12 protein-coding genes are annotated in these 15,287 nt (G+C 43.0%); 7 read left to right on the forward strand and 5 right to left on the reverse strand.

Annotation, left to right across the window (positions count from 1 at the left end; genetic code table 11):
- Window positions 1-123 precede the first annotated feature (123 nt).
- Window positions 124-657 (forward strand): DUF5331 domain-containing protein, encoded by a 534-nt coding sequence (locus H6G17_RS03215; protein ID WP_192154081.1) that lies wholly within the window; start codon window positions 124-126, stop codon window positions 655-657.
- 2 nt (window positions 658-659) lie between these two features.
- On the opposite strand, the gene H6G17_RS03220 is transcribed toward H6G17_RS03215, so the two are convergent.
- The 4 genes from H6G17_RS03220 to H6G17_RS03235 form a co-directional block, all read right to left on the reverse strand.
- A complete protein-coding gene (locus H6G17_RS03220; protein WP_192154083.1) occupies window positions 660-2,315 on the reverse strand; it encodes an iron uptake porin in 1,656 nt (551 codons plus the stop codon).
- A 691-nt stretch (window positions 2,316-3,006) separates the two neighbouring features.
- A complete protein-coding gene (locus H6G17_RS03225) occupies window positions 3,007-6,516 on the reverse strand; it encodes a PAS domain S-box protein (protein ID WP_192154085.1) in 3,510 nt (1,169 codons plus the stop codon).
- Between the two features lie 224 nt (window positions 6,517-6,740).
- A complete protein-coding gene (locus H6G17_RS03230) occupies window positions 6,741-6,905 on the reverse strand; it encodes a hypothetical protein (RefSeq protein WP_192154087.1) in 165 nt (54 codons plus the stop codon).
- The gene (locus H6G17_RS03235) at window positions 6,902-8,398 is read right to left on the reverse strand and encodes an FGGY family carbohydrate kinase (protein ID WP_192154089.1); all 1,497 of its coding nucleotides are present in this window, start codon (window positions 8,396-8,398) and stop codon (window positions 6,902-6,904) included. Before H6G17_RS03235 ends, H6G17_RS03230 begins: the two co-directional genes overlap by 4 nt.
- Here H6G17_RS03235 and H6G17_RS33870 point away from each other — a divergent pair.
- From H6G17_RS33870 to H6G17_RS03245, 3 genes are all read left to right on the forward strand, one after another.
- A complete protein-coding gene (locus tag H6G17_RS33870; RefSeq protein WP_277875921.1) occupies window positions 8,397-8,525 on the forward strand; it encodes a hypothetical protein in 129 nt (42 codons plus the stop codon). The two genes, H6G17_RS03235 and H6G17_RS33870, sit on opposite strands and share 2 nt — an antisense overlap.
- Window positions 8,526-8,631: 106 nt before the next feature.
- Window positions 8,632-9,084: an aminoglycoside 6'-N-acetyltransferase gene (gene aac(6') / locus H6G17_RS03240; RefSeq protein ID WP_192154091.1), complete on the forward strand. Its 453-nt coding sequence runs from the start codon at window positions 8,632-8,634 to the stop codon at window positions 9,082-9,084.
- A 78-nt stretch (window positions 9,085-9,162) separates the two neighbouring features.
- The gene (locus tag H6G17_RS03245) at window positions 9,163-9,750 is read left to right on the forward strand and encodes a Uma2 family endonuclease (RefSeq protein ID WP_192154093.1); all 588 of its coding nucleotides are present in this window, start codon (window positions 9,163-9,165) and stop codon (window positions 9,748-9,750) included.
- A 36-nt stretch (window positions 9,751-9,786) separates the two neighbouring features.
- Here H6G17_RS03245 and H6G17_RS03250 read toward each other — a convergent pair whose 3' ends face one another.
- A complete protein-coding gene (locus tag H6G17_RS03250; protein ID WP_192154095.1) occupies window positions 9,787-11,133 on the reverse strand; it encodes a gluconate:H+ symporter in 1,347 nt (448 codons plus the stop codon).
- A 1,004-nt stretch (window positions 11,134-12,137) separates the two neighbouring features.
- Between H6G17_RS03250 and H6G17_RS03255 the strand changes: the two genes are divergently transcribed.
- The 3 genes from H6G17_RS03255 (at window position 12,138) to H6G17_RS03265 (ending at window position 15,257) form a co-directional block, all read left to right on the forward strand.
- Entirely contained in the window at window positions 12,138-13,388 is a 1,251-nt protein-coding gene (locus tag H6G17_RS03255) for an ABC transporter substrate-binding protein (protein ID WP_347276405.1), read from the forward strand.
- Window positions 13,389-13,479: 91 nt separating this feature from the next.
- Complete coding sequence (locus H6G17_RS03260) at window positions 13,480-14,388, forward strand: sugar ABC transporter permease (RefSeq protein WP_192154099.1); 909 nt, start codon at window positions 13,480-13,482, stop codon at window positions 14,386-14,388.
- 2 nt (window positions 14,389-14,390) lie between these two features.
- Window positions 14,391-15,257: a carbohydrate ABC transporter permease gene (locus H6G17_RS03265; protein ID WP_015153875.1), complete on the forward strand. Its 867-nt coding sequence runs from the start codon at window positions 14,391-14,393 to the stop codon at window positions 15,255-15,257.
- Window positions 15,258-15,287 lie beyond the last annotated feature (30 nt).

The raw sequence follows: 15,287 nt of genomic DNA on the forward strand, positions 1-15,287 counted from the left end.
TTTTTGAGAGGGTAGAATTCGGAAGTTAAATGAAACAATAAGAAAGGTTAGCGATCGCATCTTGACTTAGGTGCAAGACTTAGCCATGCTGTTTTGTTGTTTGAACTGCGATTGAGGTAGGTCGTGAACATTCAGCAACTACGCCACGCTCTTAAGGTTAAATGGCTGATTTACTATCAGCAGAATCGACCTTGGTTGACTAAAATTCGGATTTGGGGAACGTTTGATGGCAAGCGTCGCCCTTGTTCTAGTTTCATTTTGGCAGTCGTAACCAACTTAGAGCCAAAACTAATTGAGGTGCTGCCTTTCGTCGCCCAGTTAAATAGCGACCCCGATCGAATTGTAGCGGCTTTAGGGCTAAACTTTAATCCAGACGAGGAGTTGAAAGCTTCAAAAACATCGACAAAGCTACAGATAAGCTCAGCTAGTAACGGTGTTGTTTCGCCTATGCAGGCAGCACCATATCAAAATGGTAACGACAATGGTAACGGGCATGGCAATGGCAGAGCGCAACCGACTCAAGTGCCAGTACAATCACCTGTAAGCTCAAGTTACAAACCAGAGGATCGAGTTCCGCCACGATTGCCCGTCACAAATTTGCCAAATTGGGTGGACGAATCATGTAAGGGGGTAGGACGCAATCCTACCCAGATTTAGTCCTAGAACCGAAACACAGTTCTAATTGCACCGATGATGATGTCGTCATTATCGGCATTGTGGTCTGGTGCAGTTAACCAAATAATTGCCGGAGTCACTTGGATGTTATCTGTGAGTGCATACTTGTAAAACGCCTCCAGATGCAGAGAGGTATCGCGATCGGGGCTACCGAGATTGCTATCAAGTTCTGTTAGTCTCGGTTCCATGCCGACTATAATACCGCCTACGCTACCTTCTTTGCCTAAGTCAGGAAAGTTCAAGCTAGCTGCCCAAGTCCACATACTCCCATCTCCCCTACCGATATAACGATGGTTGGCATGTCCCACCCAACCGCTAATGGCTAGACCCGGGCTAAGCCTAAACGTACCCGAAAAACCATAGGCATTGACGCTGACGGGTCTACCAAAGCTGCTATTCGATAGGTTGCTACCAGTACTCGTACCAAAAGGCGTTAATTCGGTATTTGGCTCTACATCAGGATCGTCGCCTCCAGCGGGGGAGTAGGAGTTGATATAAGACAGACCGAACCTAGAGTTGTCGCTGAGATTGAAGATGATCTGCGCTAATCCAGCATACGTACCATCGAACAGACCGTTCTGTGGGAAGGGGTTACTAGCGTTATTGGTAGGAACCAAATAACCTAAATTGAGTTCAATTTGGTCGTTGAAAAAGTGTCTGACTGCCAAACCAGTACCAGCACTGTAGTTATAGATTGGGTTGCGTAAACCGAACAATGATACGGCATTGCCATCTAAGAAGGGAGTCAACTGGTAGGAAGCATCGACATCGACAAAACCATTACCCGCTGCCGCTAAGTAAATGTTGGTGCGATCGCCCACCGGAAAGCGATAGCGCAGTAACCCTATCTGAGCTTGTCCGCCTGTATCGCCATCAAATTCGATCCGCCCTTCGTTTGTCAGTGTTTCACCGCTATTTGTAGTGCCTAGAGGAACGACGTTACCAATTTGAAAACGAGTTGTTAATTGATCTTGACCCGTAAAGCTGGTTTGAAAATTCAAACGCACCCTGTAACTCGCAGTTGGGTTAGTGTCTACTGGTTCGCCAGCAGCATTGTCGCCCTCAATCAGACTAATGAGGGCAAAGATCACTTCTCCTTCCAACTTAGTTGTCGTCGAAAACTGGTTGGCTTCTAGTTCTGCCGTCGTTGCTTCTAACGTGTCAACCCGACCGCGAAGAGTTGCAAGTTCGGGAGCAAATTCTTGCTGTAATCTTTGTATTGTTGCTAAATCGTCTTTACTAACAGTGTCGGCGTTACCTGTGGCAATTAATTCGTTAATTCTATCTAAAGCTGCATTTAATCCAGCTGCAAATTCATAGCGAGTCATTGCCCGATTACCGCGAAAAGTGCCATCGGGATAACCCGCAATGACTCCGTATCTTTCTACTAAAGATTGCAATGCCTGAAACGCCCAATCAGTAGGTTGCACGTCTGATAATTGCGAGACAGATGTAACTTGGGCTAGCGAGTTTTCTGCTAGACTTTGTACTTTAGTTTCTTCAGTCGAATTAAGATCGGAGGCGATCGCCCGATCTGACGTTGATATATTTGTTTGCGCTGCTAATAAATTGATACCTGCAAACGGAGCAATTAGGATGCTAAGTATCAACAAGAAGATATGTTTTGTAAATCTTTGCATTTTTCACCACACTCAAAAGTTTTTTATTTGTCATTTGGAATTCAGGCATAACAATGGAACGAGCAAGCATTTCAAAAACTGCTCGTAACTGTTATAGGCAGCTAAAACAGCTAGAACTTGAGAAAAATTGATTTTATCAGGAGTTACGCACTTGAAAGCTAAGATCTCGATCTCCCCTGGTTCCCCCCTTAGAAAGGGGGACTCAAAGCCCCCTTTCTAAGGGGGTTGGGGGATCGACTGCGTAAGTCCTGTTTATGTCTGGTTGAGACTGATTCTTCCATAGGAAATTCAACCGCAAATATCTACGGTTAAATCTATCTATGGAAGAGCTTTTACAGCTATTGTTTTGACTAGCAGATCAAACTCCGATGTTTCTGCCAGCTTTCTTTCGTTCGATCTTCTCCCGCTCGAAATAAAATGTTGGTTATCTTTAAAAGATCTACCATTTCCTCAATTTAACTAGTAGAAAAAAGGCGAACATCCATCTCTAGAAATAGTTAAAAATACTACTTTTTCTTGGATTAAAGTAATTAATAATTAAAAATGGTTGTTAAAAAATATTACCGACTTGCTATTATTTTTCAGTTTGTGAGTTTTGCGATCGCCGAAACAAAAAGCGTTTGTGGGGAAATCAACTCAGAGGAAATGAACTAAATTTAATCAACTTCAATATTATTTTGACTGAGAATCATCAACTTTGAATGAGATCGGCGATCGCGGCGACTAACTCTGCTACGACCACAGGTTTAGCGAGATGACGCTGAAAACCAGCCGCGATCGCGCTTTGACGGTCTGACTCTCTAGCAAAAGCAGTCAGAGCGATCGCGGGAATTGGTTCGCCTCCTCTGGCTGCTGTTTGCGATCGCACCTGACGTAGCAGAGAGTAGCCATCCTCTTCTGGCATTCCAATATCGCTGATAATTACATTTGGTTGAAATTGGTTCAAGACTTCTAGTGCTTCTTTAGCCGATCTCGCTACCTTGACTTCCGCCTCCTCTAGGGTCAAAGCAAAATGCAAAAATTCCCGCGCATCTGCATCATCATCAACCACAAGTATTCTGATACCCTGGAAGGGCAAATCTCCCTTGTCTTCCTTGTCCTTCTTGTCTTCCCCATGCTCCTGTCTAGTTTCCAGTAAAGGTATCGTGACAGTAAAAGTCGCCCCCTGCCCTTCTCCTAAACTTGCAGCCGCGATCGTTCCCCCGTGCAATTCAACTAAATGACGGGCGATCGCCAATCCCAATCCCAAGCCATCTTTCGAGCGCGTTGTCACATCATCAGCTTGCCGAAAGCGCTCGAAAATATAAGGTAGAAATTCAGGGCTGATACCTTGACCTGTATCGGTGACTTGGATTTGAGCAAATTTTGGATAATTGGTAATTGGTAGTTGGTAGTTGGTTGTTAGTTGTTGGTTGTTGGTTGTTGGTAATTGGTGGTTGGTTGTCGCTCCTCTGCTCCTCTGCCCCTCAGCTCCTCTACTCCCCTGCTCCCTGCTCTCTGCTCCCTGCTCAAATCGTTTGAGCGAAATCTCAACTCGTCCGCCTTTGGGGGTGAATTTAATTGCGTTCGTCAGTAGGTTGGTGACAATTTGCTGGAGGCGATGAAGATCGCCAGAAACCATGAAGGGAGAATTCGGAATTCGCAATTCTAGATTGATGTTTTTTGCTTGGGCTGCTAGTTTCAAGCTCGTTACGGTTGATTCGACGACATTCAAGAGATTAACAGGAGCAAGGGTGAGGCGGAGGTTTCCCCGAATCATGCGCGAGACATCTAGCAAGTCTTCGAGCAGTTGAGATTGTGCTTGAGCGTTGCGCTCGATCGTTTCTAAAGCACGGGCAGCTACTTGAGGATCGTATTTGCGGGTACGCAGCAGTTTTGCCCAGCCGAGAATGGAATTGAGGGGCGATCGCAATTCATGGGAAACCATTGCCAAAAATTCATCTTTGCTGCGATCGGCTCGTTCTGCTTCCTGGCGGGCTAGCTGTTCTTTGGCTAAAAGTGCTTCCCGTTCTCGTTCCCATCGCTTTTTCTCGCTGATATCTAAGACAAAGGCAACACCGCGATCGCGATATCCCGGCAGAAAAGCCCAGCCAAGTAAAATTGGAATGCGACTACCATCTTTACAAATGTATTCTTTCTCAAATGGGGTATATTTACCTGTTGTTTGTAAAATCTCAAACTGTTGAGCGTCAGATGTATGGTATTCAGGCGGTGTTATCTCGTTGTATCTGATTTGTCCAGCTTGCATCTCTTGTCGTGAATAGCCAGTCATGCGACAAAAAGTATCGTTAGCATCGGTAATATGTCCTGCGGTGTTCCAAAAGAGAATTCCGATAAAATCGGATTCAAACATACCTCGGAAGAGTGCTTCGCTTTGACGCAAAGCTGCTTCGGCTTGTTTGCGTTGTGTGATATCTCGAATCAACCAACGCCAACCGACTAAATTCTTTTGACTATTGGCGATCGCCGCTAGCGAAACTTCAGCAGGAAAAGGCTTGCCTCTGAATGCTTTTAGGTTCAATTCCCAAGTTTGAATTAGCTGCTCGGATGCAGAACGATGCACTTTTACTGTAAGTTGATTTAACTGACTCCGAAAAACTTGTCTTTCTTGCGGCTCGACAAAGACACTTAAAGGTTTGCCAATTAACTGTTGTTGGTCGATTGCTAGCAAGCTCGTTATCGCTCTGTTTGCTTCTTGAATTATGCCTTGGCAATTGGTAACTAAATATCCATCTGGGGCAAAGTTGAATAAATCTTGATACCGTTGGGTTTGTATTTCGCTTAAATTACGAGCCTGGATCAGTTCTTCGTTTTGTTGGTTAAGTTCCTCTTGAGAAATTTGGAGTTCCTCTAACGCTACCTGCAAATTCTGATTGCTCTGTGTTAATGCGGCTGCGCGTTGCTCTAATTGAGCGTAAACATCTCGTAGGGTTGCTTCAGCTTGTTTTTTGTCGCTAATATCTCGCCCTTCAGGAATAAGCAACACGACTTGTCCGGTTTCATCAAACACTGGTTTGAGGGAAAAATCAATCGTTGCTAACCTGTCACCTGCACTCAATACATCCACTTCATATCGAACAAATTCCCCCGCCGCCGCTTGCTCGATCGCTTCTCGTAACCGTGCTTGAATTTCGGGTGAAATCGTCCACCATTTGGTTTCCCAAAACGGGCGATCGATAACTTCTTCTTTTGCCACTCCTGCAAAATCTAGAGCAGTTTGATTCACTTCGAGTAAAATTCCTTCAGGGGAGAGCGATCCAATCATCTGAAATGTGGAATTGAAGATGGCGCGAAAACGGCGATCGCTCTCTCGCAGTTTTGCCGCTAACAAACGGTATTGCTGTTTATTTCTTTCTGCCGCCTCCCGCACTTGTTTTTCTTGAGCTAATATTTGTTCTCGCTCGATTTCTGCCTGTTTGCGTGCGGTGACATCTCGCCAAGCCGCAACAAACCCATCATTTAATTTACTAATCCGAATGTCGTAAGCTCGGTTTAAGCAGCGATCGCCATAAACATCTGTATAATCTAGAGCTTCTTTAATCAGCGGCTTGCCTGTTTCTACGACTTGGCAATATTCCTCAAACAAACCACTGTCCTTGTGAGCGGGAAGTAACTCGCAAAGTCTTCTCCCAATTTGCTGTTCTTGCGTCATGCAATTCTGTTCGCAAGCCGCTGCATTGACGTATTCAACTTGAAAGTCTACGATGCATCCAGATTCATCACGAATACTTGAATAAATGCCAAAACAATCGAGTAAATTTTCTACAGATGTTTGAAACCGTTGTTCGCTAGCTTGCAGTTTTTGTCGTAGTTGAGTATTGGCGATCGCACTACCTACCGCTTGCCGCAATTCATCAGCTGTGGCTTGCCCTTTCACGAGATAATCGACTGCACCATTTTTCAGTGCTTTGACTGCGATCGCCTCACTCCCATAACCTGTCACCATGACTACGGGAGGGCAATCTTCACCTGCTTGCTGTCTCAGCCTAGTTATAAATACCAAACCATCTAAATCTGGCAGTTGATATTCTAATAAAATTCCATCAATCGATCGCGATTGACACAGCCATAAACCACTTTGTCCCGATTCCGCCTCTAGAATTTTATACTCAACTTCTTGCTCTGCTAAAAGATACTCTCGATAAATTTCTCGCTCTGGCGCACAACAATCAACAATTAGAACTGTGCGGTGCTGTGTCATAGATCTTATCTATAGATGCAGTACTTTACGGGCGATCGAGAAAGGCAGAGAGCAGAGGACAAAAGGTAGAAAGAAGTTTGACTACCAGTAATAGAATATACTCAATTACTGAGCCTATTACTAATACATTTTCACATCCTATCTTTCGATACTTTGAAGCAATTCTCCTCCTTAAGACATCTATCTAAAAGTAGATTGCTTTTTGGCTAGTCATTTGTTGTTGGTTAACAGTAGACGTTAAACGGTAAACGTGGCGCTACACTCCGTGAAGACGGTTGTTGGTTGTTGGTTGTTATTGCACCTCTGCTCCCCTGCACCTCTGCTCCCCTGCACCTCTGCTCCCCTGCACCTCTGCTCCCCTGCACCTCTGCTCCCCTGCTAACTGTCAAAACTCTGCCTCTAGCTGCCGATATAAACGTTGATAGCGAGAGAATAACTGATGATAGGTGCGTGTCAAGTCGAGATTAGGCGAAATGCGATCGCGAATTTTAATTGTCGGTTGCACCTCAGATAAATCGGCGATCGCACCTACGGCGTACATTGCTAATACTGCTGCTCCGTATCCACTGGCTTCGTAAACTTCTGGTATTGCTACCACCATACCAAATGCATCTGCCATCATTTGCAACCATGCATGAGAACGGGCAAAACCGCCAGAGGCGCGAATTTCTCCTGTAGTTCCAGCGATCTCTTGAATTGCCACGTTGATGCTGTAGACGGCAAAGATAATTCCTTCCATCGCTGCCCTAATTGTATGCGATCGCGTGTGGTTGAAATTCAATCCGAAGAAGACACCCCGAGCTTTAGGGTTCCAGTAAGGGGCGCGTTCTCCCGATAAATATGGTAAACAGATCAATCCTTCTGCGCCTGCGGGTATTTCCATCGCCGCTTGAATCATCACGTCATACGGATCGATACCTAATCGTTTCGCCTCTTCTACTTCTGGATGACAAAAGCGATCGCGCAACCATCGTAAAACAATTCCACCATTATTGGTCGGTCCCCCGATAACCCAATGTTTCTCGGTGAGGGCATAACAAAAAGTTCGCATCTGCGGATCGGTAATCGGTGCGGGGGCTACAGTCCTTACTGCGCCACTCGTACCAATGGTAATGGCAAATTCACCCGGGGCGATCGCGCCTACGCCTAAGTTTGCCAATACGCCGTCGTTTGCACCAATGACGACAGGTGTATGCGGATCTAGTCCCATTGCTTCTGCATACTCAGTTTGCATCTCGCGTAAGATGTGGGTGGTAGGGACTAATTCGCTTAATTGTTCTGGTTTTATTCCTGCTATTGTTAAAGCTTCTGCATCCCAATTTAGGTGTTGTAAGTTAAATAACCCTGTTGCAGAAGCAATAGAATAATCTACTACATAACGTTGAAAAAGTCTGAAGAAAATATACTCTTTAATTGAAATAAATTTTGCTGCTTTATGGAAAATCTCTGGCGCTTTTTCCCGCAGCCACATGAGTTTAGTAACGACAGAGACGGGATGAATCGGACTTCCCGTTCGCAGATATAAGTTATGAGTAATCTTATCTTGGTTCAATCTTTCTGTTTGATCGACACTGCGATTATCCGCCCAAATAATGATATTTGATAAGGGTTTATTGTTCCCATCTACTGGTAACAAGCTATGAGTTGCCGTACTAAAACCAACTGCGGCGATTTCCTGTTTAGAGATACCAGTATCCATTGCTTGACGCACGGATGTAATGACTGCATTAAACAGCGCTTCTGGATCTTGTTCTGCCCAAGTTGGATGCGGGACGATAATTTCATATCCCTGACTGCCCTTAGCTTTAATAGCACCATCATGGGAAAATGCGATCGCTTTGGTGCTGGTTGTGCCGATGTCTACGCCGAGGAAGTAAGTCATGATGGGAAGGGATAAGGGGGACAAGGGAGACAAGGGGGACAAGGGGGACAAGGGGGACAGAGAAAAATTATTTATAAAATCAATTTTAGGTTTTTGTGTGAGAGAAAGTGCGATTGCTTTAACTTAAATAACAGTTTCTTCTAAGTTGCGATCGCCGTTTGGGTTGTAGCTGACATTTGTAAGACCATTACATCAGCATAAACAAAAAATATTTAAGAGGTAAAACGCAACAGGTGAAAATTGTTGAAGTTAATCAAGAAAATTTCAATGAGTGGCTGGATTTAGCGTTAAAACTTTGGTCAGATGAATCAGTTGAAGAAATGCAAAGAAGTCTGACAAATATTTTCCACTCTCCTCGGGAAGCAGGATTTTTAGTCAAAGATGATAACGACAAAGCAATTGGATTTATGAATCTTTCGCTGCGCTACGACTATGTACCAGGTGCGACTCAGAGTCCTGTTGCTTATGTAGAAGGAATTTATGTAGAAGATGAATATCGCAAACAAGGTATAGGGACAAAATTAATTCAATTTGCTCAACAGTGGGCAATTGAACGTGGATGTATGGAGCTTGCTTCAGATGCTTTATTGGACAACACGACAAGTTATGAGTTTCATACAAAAGCAGGGTTTCAAGAAGTAGAAAGAGTTGTCACTTTCATTAAGCAAATATCACCTTCTAACTGATGCTGCTATTATAGGTAAGCGATCGCTACTCCTTGGCAAATTTTATTTTGTTTTTCTAGAGCGGGATGAAATTACGTCATGACACAAGCACTCGAACGACAAATTTACACGGTAGAAGAGTATCTCGAACTCGAAGTTGCGTCCGAAACCCGCAACGAATACCGTAATGGAGCAATTACCCCAATGGCAGGAGGTACACCCGCACACAACCGCATCAGTGGAAATCTTTACATCGCTTTGAGCGTCGCTATGAGACGTAAGCCTTACGAAACATTTCATACCGCTCAACGGCTTTGGATTGGCGATCGCAACTTATACACATACCCTGATGTTATGGTAAATGAAAAGCCTCTCCAATTTAAAGAGGGACGTTCAGATACATTAGTCAATCCATGTTTTATTGCCGAAGTCTTATCTAAATCTACGCAAGATTACGACCGTGGTGAAAAGTTTGTAGCTTACCGTACTATTAATAATTTTCAAGAATATTTACTAATTGACCAATACAGGATTCATGTAGAACATTATGTCAAAACTGCTGTTAATCAATGGCTGCTCTCAGAATATAACGATCCTAATGTGACGCTATCTTTTAGAGTTTTTGAGTTTCAAATTCAAATTGCAGCTTTTTACGAGAATATTGATTTTTTAGCTTCTAATTCATAAAATCCTAGCAAACAATATACAATTTTTTAAGTTTTTCTACACGAAGAAACTAATAATAAACACAACCAAAAATCCCACGCAACCAACGATTGTTTCCATTACCGTCCACGCCCGCAAAGTTTCTTTTTCTGATAATCCTAAATAACGACTGACTAACCAAAAACCAGAATCATTAACGTGGGAAAGTACGGTTGCACCAGAGGCGATCGCAATTGTTATCAAGCCTACCATAGGCGGCGAATATTTCCCCGCTTCAATTGCTGGAGCCATGATTCCTGCTGCTGTCACCATCGATACTGTAGCTGAACCTTGGGAGACTCGCACGGCAGTTGCAATGAGAAATGCTAGCAGAATTATTGGTAAATTTGAGGCTGACATTGCCCTAGCTAAAACATCCCCAACACCACTGGCGACTAAAACTCTACCGAATACACCCCCAGCACCCGTGACTAAAATAATTAATCCTACTGGTTCTAGCGATTTAGTAGCAATTTGTTGCACTTCATCGAGGGAATATCCGCGTTTAATTCCTAAAATATAAAAGGAAAGTAGGGCAGCAATCATTAAAGCTGTAAATGGGTGTCCTAAAAAGGTAAGGAAGTTTCGCAAAAAGTTTCCTTCTGGCAAAATGACTGTAGAAACAGTATTGAGCAGAATTAAGACTAAGGGAATGGCAATAATAGAAACTACCGTACCAAAGCGAGGTGGTTCTTTGCCGAGTTCGTGCTTTGGTGCTTCAATTTCCATGTATTCTGGAACTGTAGCGTGAATTTTCCCTGCTATATATTTACCGAAAAATACACCACCGAAAATCGTAGCAGGAATCCCCGCGATCGCCCCAAATAAAATTACCCAACCTAAGTCTGCATTAATTAACGAGGCGACTGCAACTGGACCAGGAGTGGGGGGAATGTAACTATGACCGATCGCCAATCCAGCTGTCAGAGGTATAGCATAATATAACAATGACTTCCCCGTGCGTTTCGCTAAACCGTACACTAAGGGGATGAGAATAATTAGCCCGACATCAAAAAAAACGGGAATCGCTACGATTAAACCTGTTAAACTCAAAGCCCATTGAGCTTTATCTTGACCAAATTTTTTCACTAACGTAGCTGCTAGCACTTCCGCGCCGCCAGATACCCGCAGCATTTCACCAAACATCGTCCCTAAGCCTACCACGATCGCGATAAAGCCCAGGGTACTGCCCATCCCCTGCTGGATCGTTTCGGCTATTTTATCTAACGGTATACCCGCTGCTATGGCAACAAACAGACTCGTCAATAACAGGGCAACAAATGCTTGCAAGCGCACGCCAATGACGAGAACTAAAAGGAGGGCGACACCTAGCATCGCCACAAAAATTAATGCACCAGGAGACATAATTCAGTTATCAGTGACCAGTGACCAGTGACCAGTTAATTTTGACTTTTGACTTGTAACTTTTGACTAGCTATCAGTTGACCAATGACCAATTTGAAAATCTAATTTTGTTTATTTTCGGAGATTAAGAGTTTTTTTACTTCTATCTTGAGATTCATTCTTAGCTTGGCAATTTTAGTTACATCATAGCTAGATTAATAAGTATTTTTAGTCAAGATAAATTTAATAGTTTTTAATTTATCCAAGAGAATTAATATATACAAAAATTAATGTTTGAGTTTTAGCAGCGATCGCCGTCAAACAATTTATTTTTTTTCATATTATAGACACGCTATATAAACTTATTAGCAATATTTCTTAAATTATTTTGAATGTAAAAATATATATAAAAGTTAATATTTAAAGCAAGCAGTTTTACTAGAAGCGATCGCCTAACGAGCGTTTATCAGCTAAATTTATATGTACTTTACAGAATTTAACTCTAAATAGGGTTGAAATGAAAAGAAATACTCATCAGCGGCAAGACTATCACTTGATTCGAGTAAGAAGCATACGCCCTGAGACAGTTTATTGCGATCGCCTCCCTATATCTTGAGAGAGTTGTAGTCTTAATTACAATTAGATTATTTTATAAGTTGCGGGATAATTGCCGCTAATACCATAAGTAATTTTAACTAGAAAATTGCGAGTTAGAACGGGATTGAAGTCATACTCAATCTAAGCAAGAATAAACTGGTAAAATCGTTTCATGTTGGTTTAGTACAACATAGTTGTTGATTTACTTCAACACCAATAGCAAAATTTCTACTAGATTGAGTGCTTGAATATACTCAGTCTAAAACGGTGCGCGATCGCCGATCGCGATTTTAATTAACTAAACGATCAATTTTCAATTCAATAACATTTCAATTCACATCGATCGAACTCTTAACATCACAATGGCTCGTCAGTCAAACAACAAACTGCATACTCTCCATCAAAAGCTGAAAAAGTGGTATCGATGGATGCTGCTCTTCGTGCTGTCCCTTAGTATTATCCTGACAGCATGGATAGCGATCGCACAGCAACCAGTTGTCTTGAATACCTTAATTCTTGCACCCGATGTTAAAGATCTACGAGCAGGAATGTTTCAAGACTTTGAGAAAGAAAATCCAGGGATTCGCATCAACGTCATTGAAGGACCAAATGCGGCTAATTTAATTGAAGATCTTTACTCTTCAGCTTTTCTCTTAGGTGAATCTCCTTACGACTTAGTACTTTTAGATATCATTTGGACACCAAAATTTGCGGCGGCTGGATGGTTGATGGACTTACAAAATCGGGTAAATCAAGAGGAATTAAAAGCATTTACAGCCCAAGATATCGAAGCAGGAAGATACAGGGATGGCTTATATCGCATCCCAATCCGTGCAGATGTTGGCATACTTTACTACCGCGAAGATTTACTCAAAGCAGCAGGATTAAAACCGCCAGAAACCTTCCAAGATTTAATTCAAGCATCCCAAACTTTACAAAAACAAGATAAAGTCGATTGGGGTTATGTCTGGCAAGGACGGCAATATGAAGGACTATCAGCAATGTTCGTTGAAGTTCTTGAAGGTCATGGCGGATTTTGGGTAAATTCAGATACGCAGGAAGTTGGGCTAGACAAACCAGAGGCAATTCAAGCAGTCCAGTTTCTCCGCAGTACGATTGAAAAGGGTATTTCTCCACCAGGGGTAACAACATACATTGAAGAGGACACTCGCCGCCTATTTCAAAGCGGTCAAGTTGCCTTTTTAAGAAACTGGCCCTATGTCTTACCTTTAGTAAATGAGAAAGGTTCTCAACTCAGAAATCGAGTGGCTATGAAACCAATGGTTCACGCCCCTGGAGAAACAAGCGGTGCTTGTTTAGGAGGCTGGGGTTTTGGTATTTCGAGTAACTCGACTCATAAAGAAGAGGCTTGGAAAGCCCTGCAATACTTTATGAGTCGGGAAGCGCAAAAGACATTTATCTTAGGGGCGGGATACGTACCCAGCCGGAAGGAATTATTTACCGACCCAGATGTTGTGGCAAAATATCCTTACTTTCCAGAGTTGCTACAAATTGCCGAAAAAGCAGTTCTGCGTCCGGCAATTCCCCAATACGCGCAAGCTTCTGATATTTTGCAACGTTACCTCAGTGCTGCCCTTTCCAACCGTATGAGTCCCGAACAAGCAATGGAAGCGGCTGCTAACGAAACCCGCACTTTATTAGGTCGAAATCAAGCTTAAGAAATGGGTAATGGGTAATGGGAAATTGAAATGAATCACTAATTACCAACTCCCAATTATCAATTACCAACTATCAATTATCAAATCAAATATGAAACTCGATGTCGTACAAAAAAGAGAACAGAAAACTGGATGGATCTTACTCTTACCAGCACTAATTGTCATGTTGGTAGTGTATGCCTATCCAATTTTACGAGCGTTTTGGCTGAGCGTCTTTACTCAAAACCTGGGAACTGAGTTAGAACTGGTGTTTTCCGGTTTGAGTAATTACGGGCGGATGGTTAGCGACGGGCGATTTTGGCAAAGCTTGTGGAACACCACCGTGTTTACAACCGCTTCCGTGTTGTCAGAATTAATTTTAGGTATTGGTGTCGCTTTGGTACTCAACCAAGCCTTTAAAGGACGGGGAATTGTGCGGACAATTACCCTAATTCCTTGGGCTTTACCAACAGCAGTCATGGGGGTTGCGTGGGCGTGGATTTTTAACGATCAATATGGTGTAGTTAACGATATATTACGCCGCTTGGGATTAATTGAAACGGGGATTAGTTGGCTAGGAAATCCGACGCTAGCAATGATTGCGGTGATTTTAGCTGACGTGTGGAAGACAACACCATTTATTGCATTGCTGTTGTTGGCGGGGTTGCAGTCAATTCCCGGCGACTTGTACGAAGCGCATTCTTTAGATGGTGCGACTCCGTGGCAGAGTTTTTGGAAGATTACCGTCCCCTTGTTAATGCCGCAAATAATTGTTTCTTTGTTGTTCCGTTTTGCTCAAGCTTTCGCTATCTTCGACTTAATTCAAGTTATGACTGGCGGTGGTCCTGGTGGGGCAACGGAAACGGTTTCAATATATATCTACAGTACAGTGATGCGTTATTTAGATTTCGGCTACGGTTCGGCGTTGATTGTCGTGACATTTTTGATTTTAGTCATTGCTGTTGCGATCGCATCCTTACTCTTAACCAGAGCGCGGGCTAATGCCGCAGGAGTACGTTAATTATGGCAATTGCACAATCGCGATCGCAAGCCAAAGCAGGGATAAATTGGCGAGCCATTTGGCTACCAATTGCAGTAGCTTTAGTTGTCATATTCTTTCTCGCCCCCGTGCTGTGGCAGGTATTAACTTCCGTAAAAGTTAACGAAGACATCTCAGCCGTTCCAACAGTTTACTTTCCCACTCGCTTCACCTTCGAGCATTATGCATCTCTATTTACCCGTCGTCCATTTGGACTTTACATTTTAAATAGTGCCTTTGTTTCTATTACCTCTACCCTACTGTGTCTAGCTTTTGGCGCACCAGCAGCTTATGTTTTGGCACGGTTGCGATTAGTGGGTAAGGAAGTTATTCTCGCGATCGTCCTAATTGTTACCTTATTTCCCACGGTATTACTATTTCTAGGACTCTTGGAAATCGTTCAAGTCACCAATTTAGCCAACAACTTTTTAGCGCTAATAATTCCCTACACGGCGATTAATTTACCTCTAACAATTTTGGTAATGCGCAGTTTTTTCCAACAACTACCTAAAGATTTGGAAGATTCAGCGCGAGTAGATGGATACAACACATTTCAATTACTATGGAAGATTCTATTACCCATGACTCTTCCGGCTTTAGTGACGACAGGAATTCTGACTTTTATTGCTGCTTGGAATGAGTTCATTTTTGCCCTAACATTTATTTCGCGAGAATCCATGAAAACCATACCCGTAGCAACCGCTCAATTGAGTGGGGCTTCGGTATTTGAAATTCCCTACGGACCCATCGCTGCTGCAACCATTTTAGGCACTCTACCTTTAATTCTCCTCGTACTCTTCTTCCAGCGCAAGATCGTTCAAGGTCTGACTGCTGGCGCTGTTAAGGGGTGATTGAAAAGTCAAAAGTCAAAAGTCAAAAGT

This window comes from Chroococcidiopsis sp. [FACHB-1243], assembly GCF_014696895.1.
Taxonomy (GTDB): Bacteria; Cyanobacteriota; Cyanobacteriia; order Cyanobacteriales; family Chroococcidiopsidaceae; genus Chroococcidiopsis.

Bases quoted from the DNA above. Each gene is read 5' to 3' on its own strand.
- H6G17_RS33870 (WP_277875921.1), top strand. From the start codon at position 8,397: ATGATGGGAAGGGATAAGGGGGACAAGGGAGACAAGGGGGACAAGGGG.
- H6G17_RS03250 (WP_192154095.1), bottom strand. From the start codon at position 11,133: ATGTCTCCTGGTGCATTAATTTTTGTGGCGATGCTAGGTGTCGCCCTC.
- H6G17_RS03225 (WP_192154085.1), bottom strand. From the start codon at position 6,516: ATGACACAGCACCGCACAGTTCTAATTGTTGATTGTTGTGCGCCAGAG.
- H6G17_RS03255 (WP_347276405.1), top strand. From the start codon at position 12,138: ATGCTGCTCTTCGTGCTGTCCCTTAGTATTATCCTGACAGCATGGATA.
- H6G17_RS03245 (WP_192154093.1), top strand. From the start codon at position 9,163: ATGACACAAGCACTCGAACGACAAATTTACACGGTAGAAGAGTATCTC.
- H6G17_RS03260 (WP_192154099.1), top strand. From the start codon at position 13,480: ATGAAACTCGATGTCGTACAAAAAAGAGAACAGAAAACTGGATGGATC.
- H6G17_RS03220 (WP_192154083.1), bottom strand. From the start codon at position 2,315: ATGCAAAGATTTACAAAACATATCTTCTTGTTGATACTTAGCATCCTA.
- H6G17_RS03265 (WP_015153875.1), top strand. From the start codon at position 14,391: ATGGCAATTGCACAATCGCGATCGCAAGCCAAAGCAGGGATAAATTGG.
- H6G17_RS03235 (WP_192154089.1), bottom strand. From the start codon at position 8,398: ATGACTTACTTCCTCGGCGTAGACATCGGCACAACCAGCACCAAAGCG.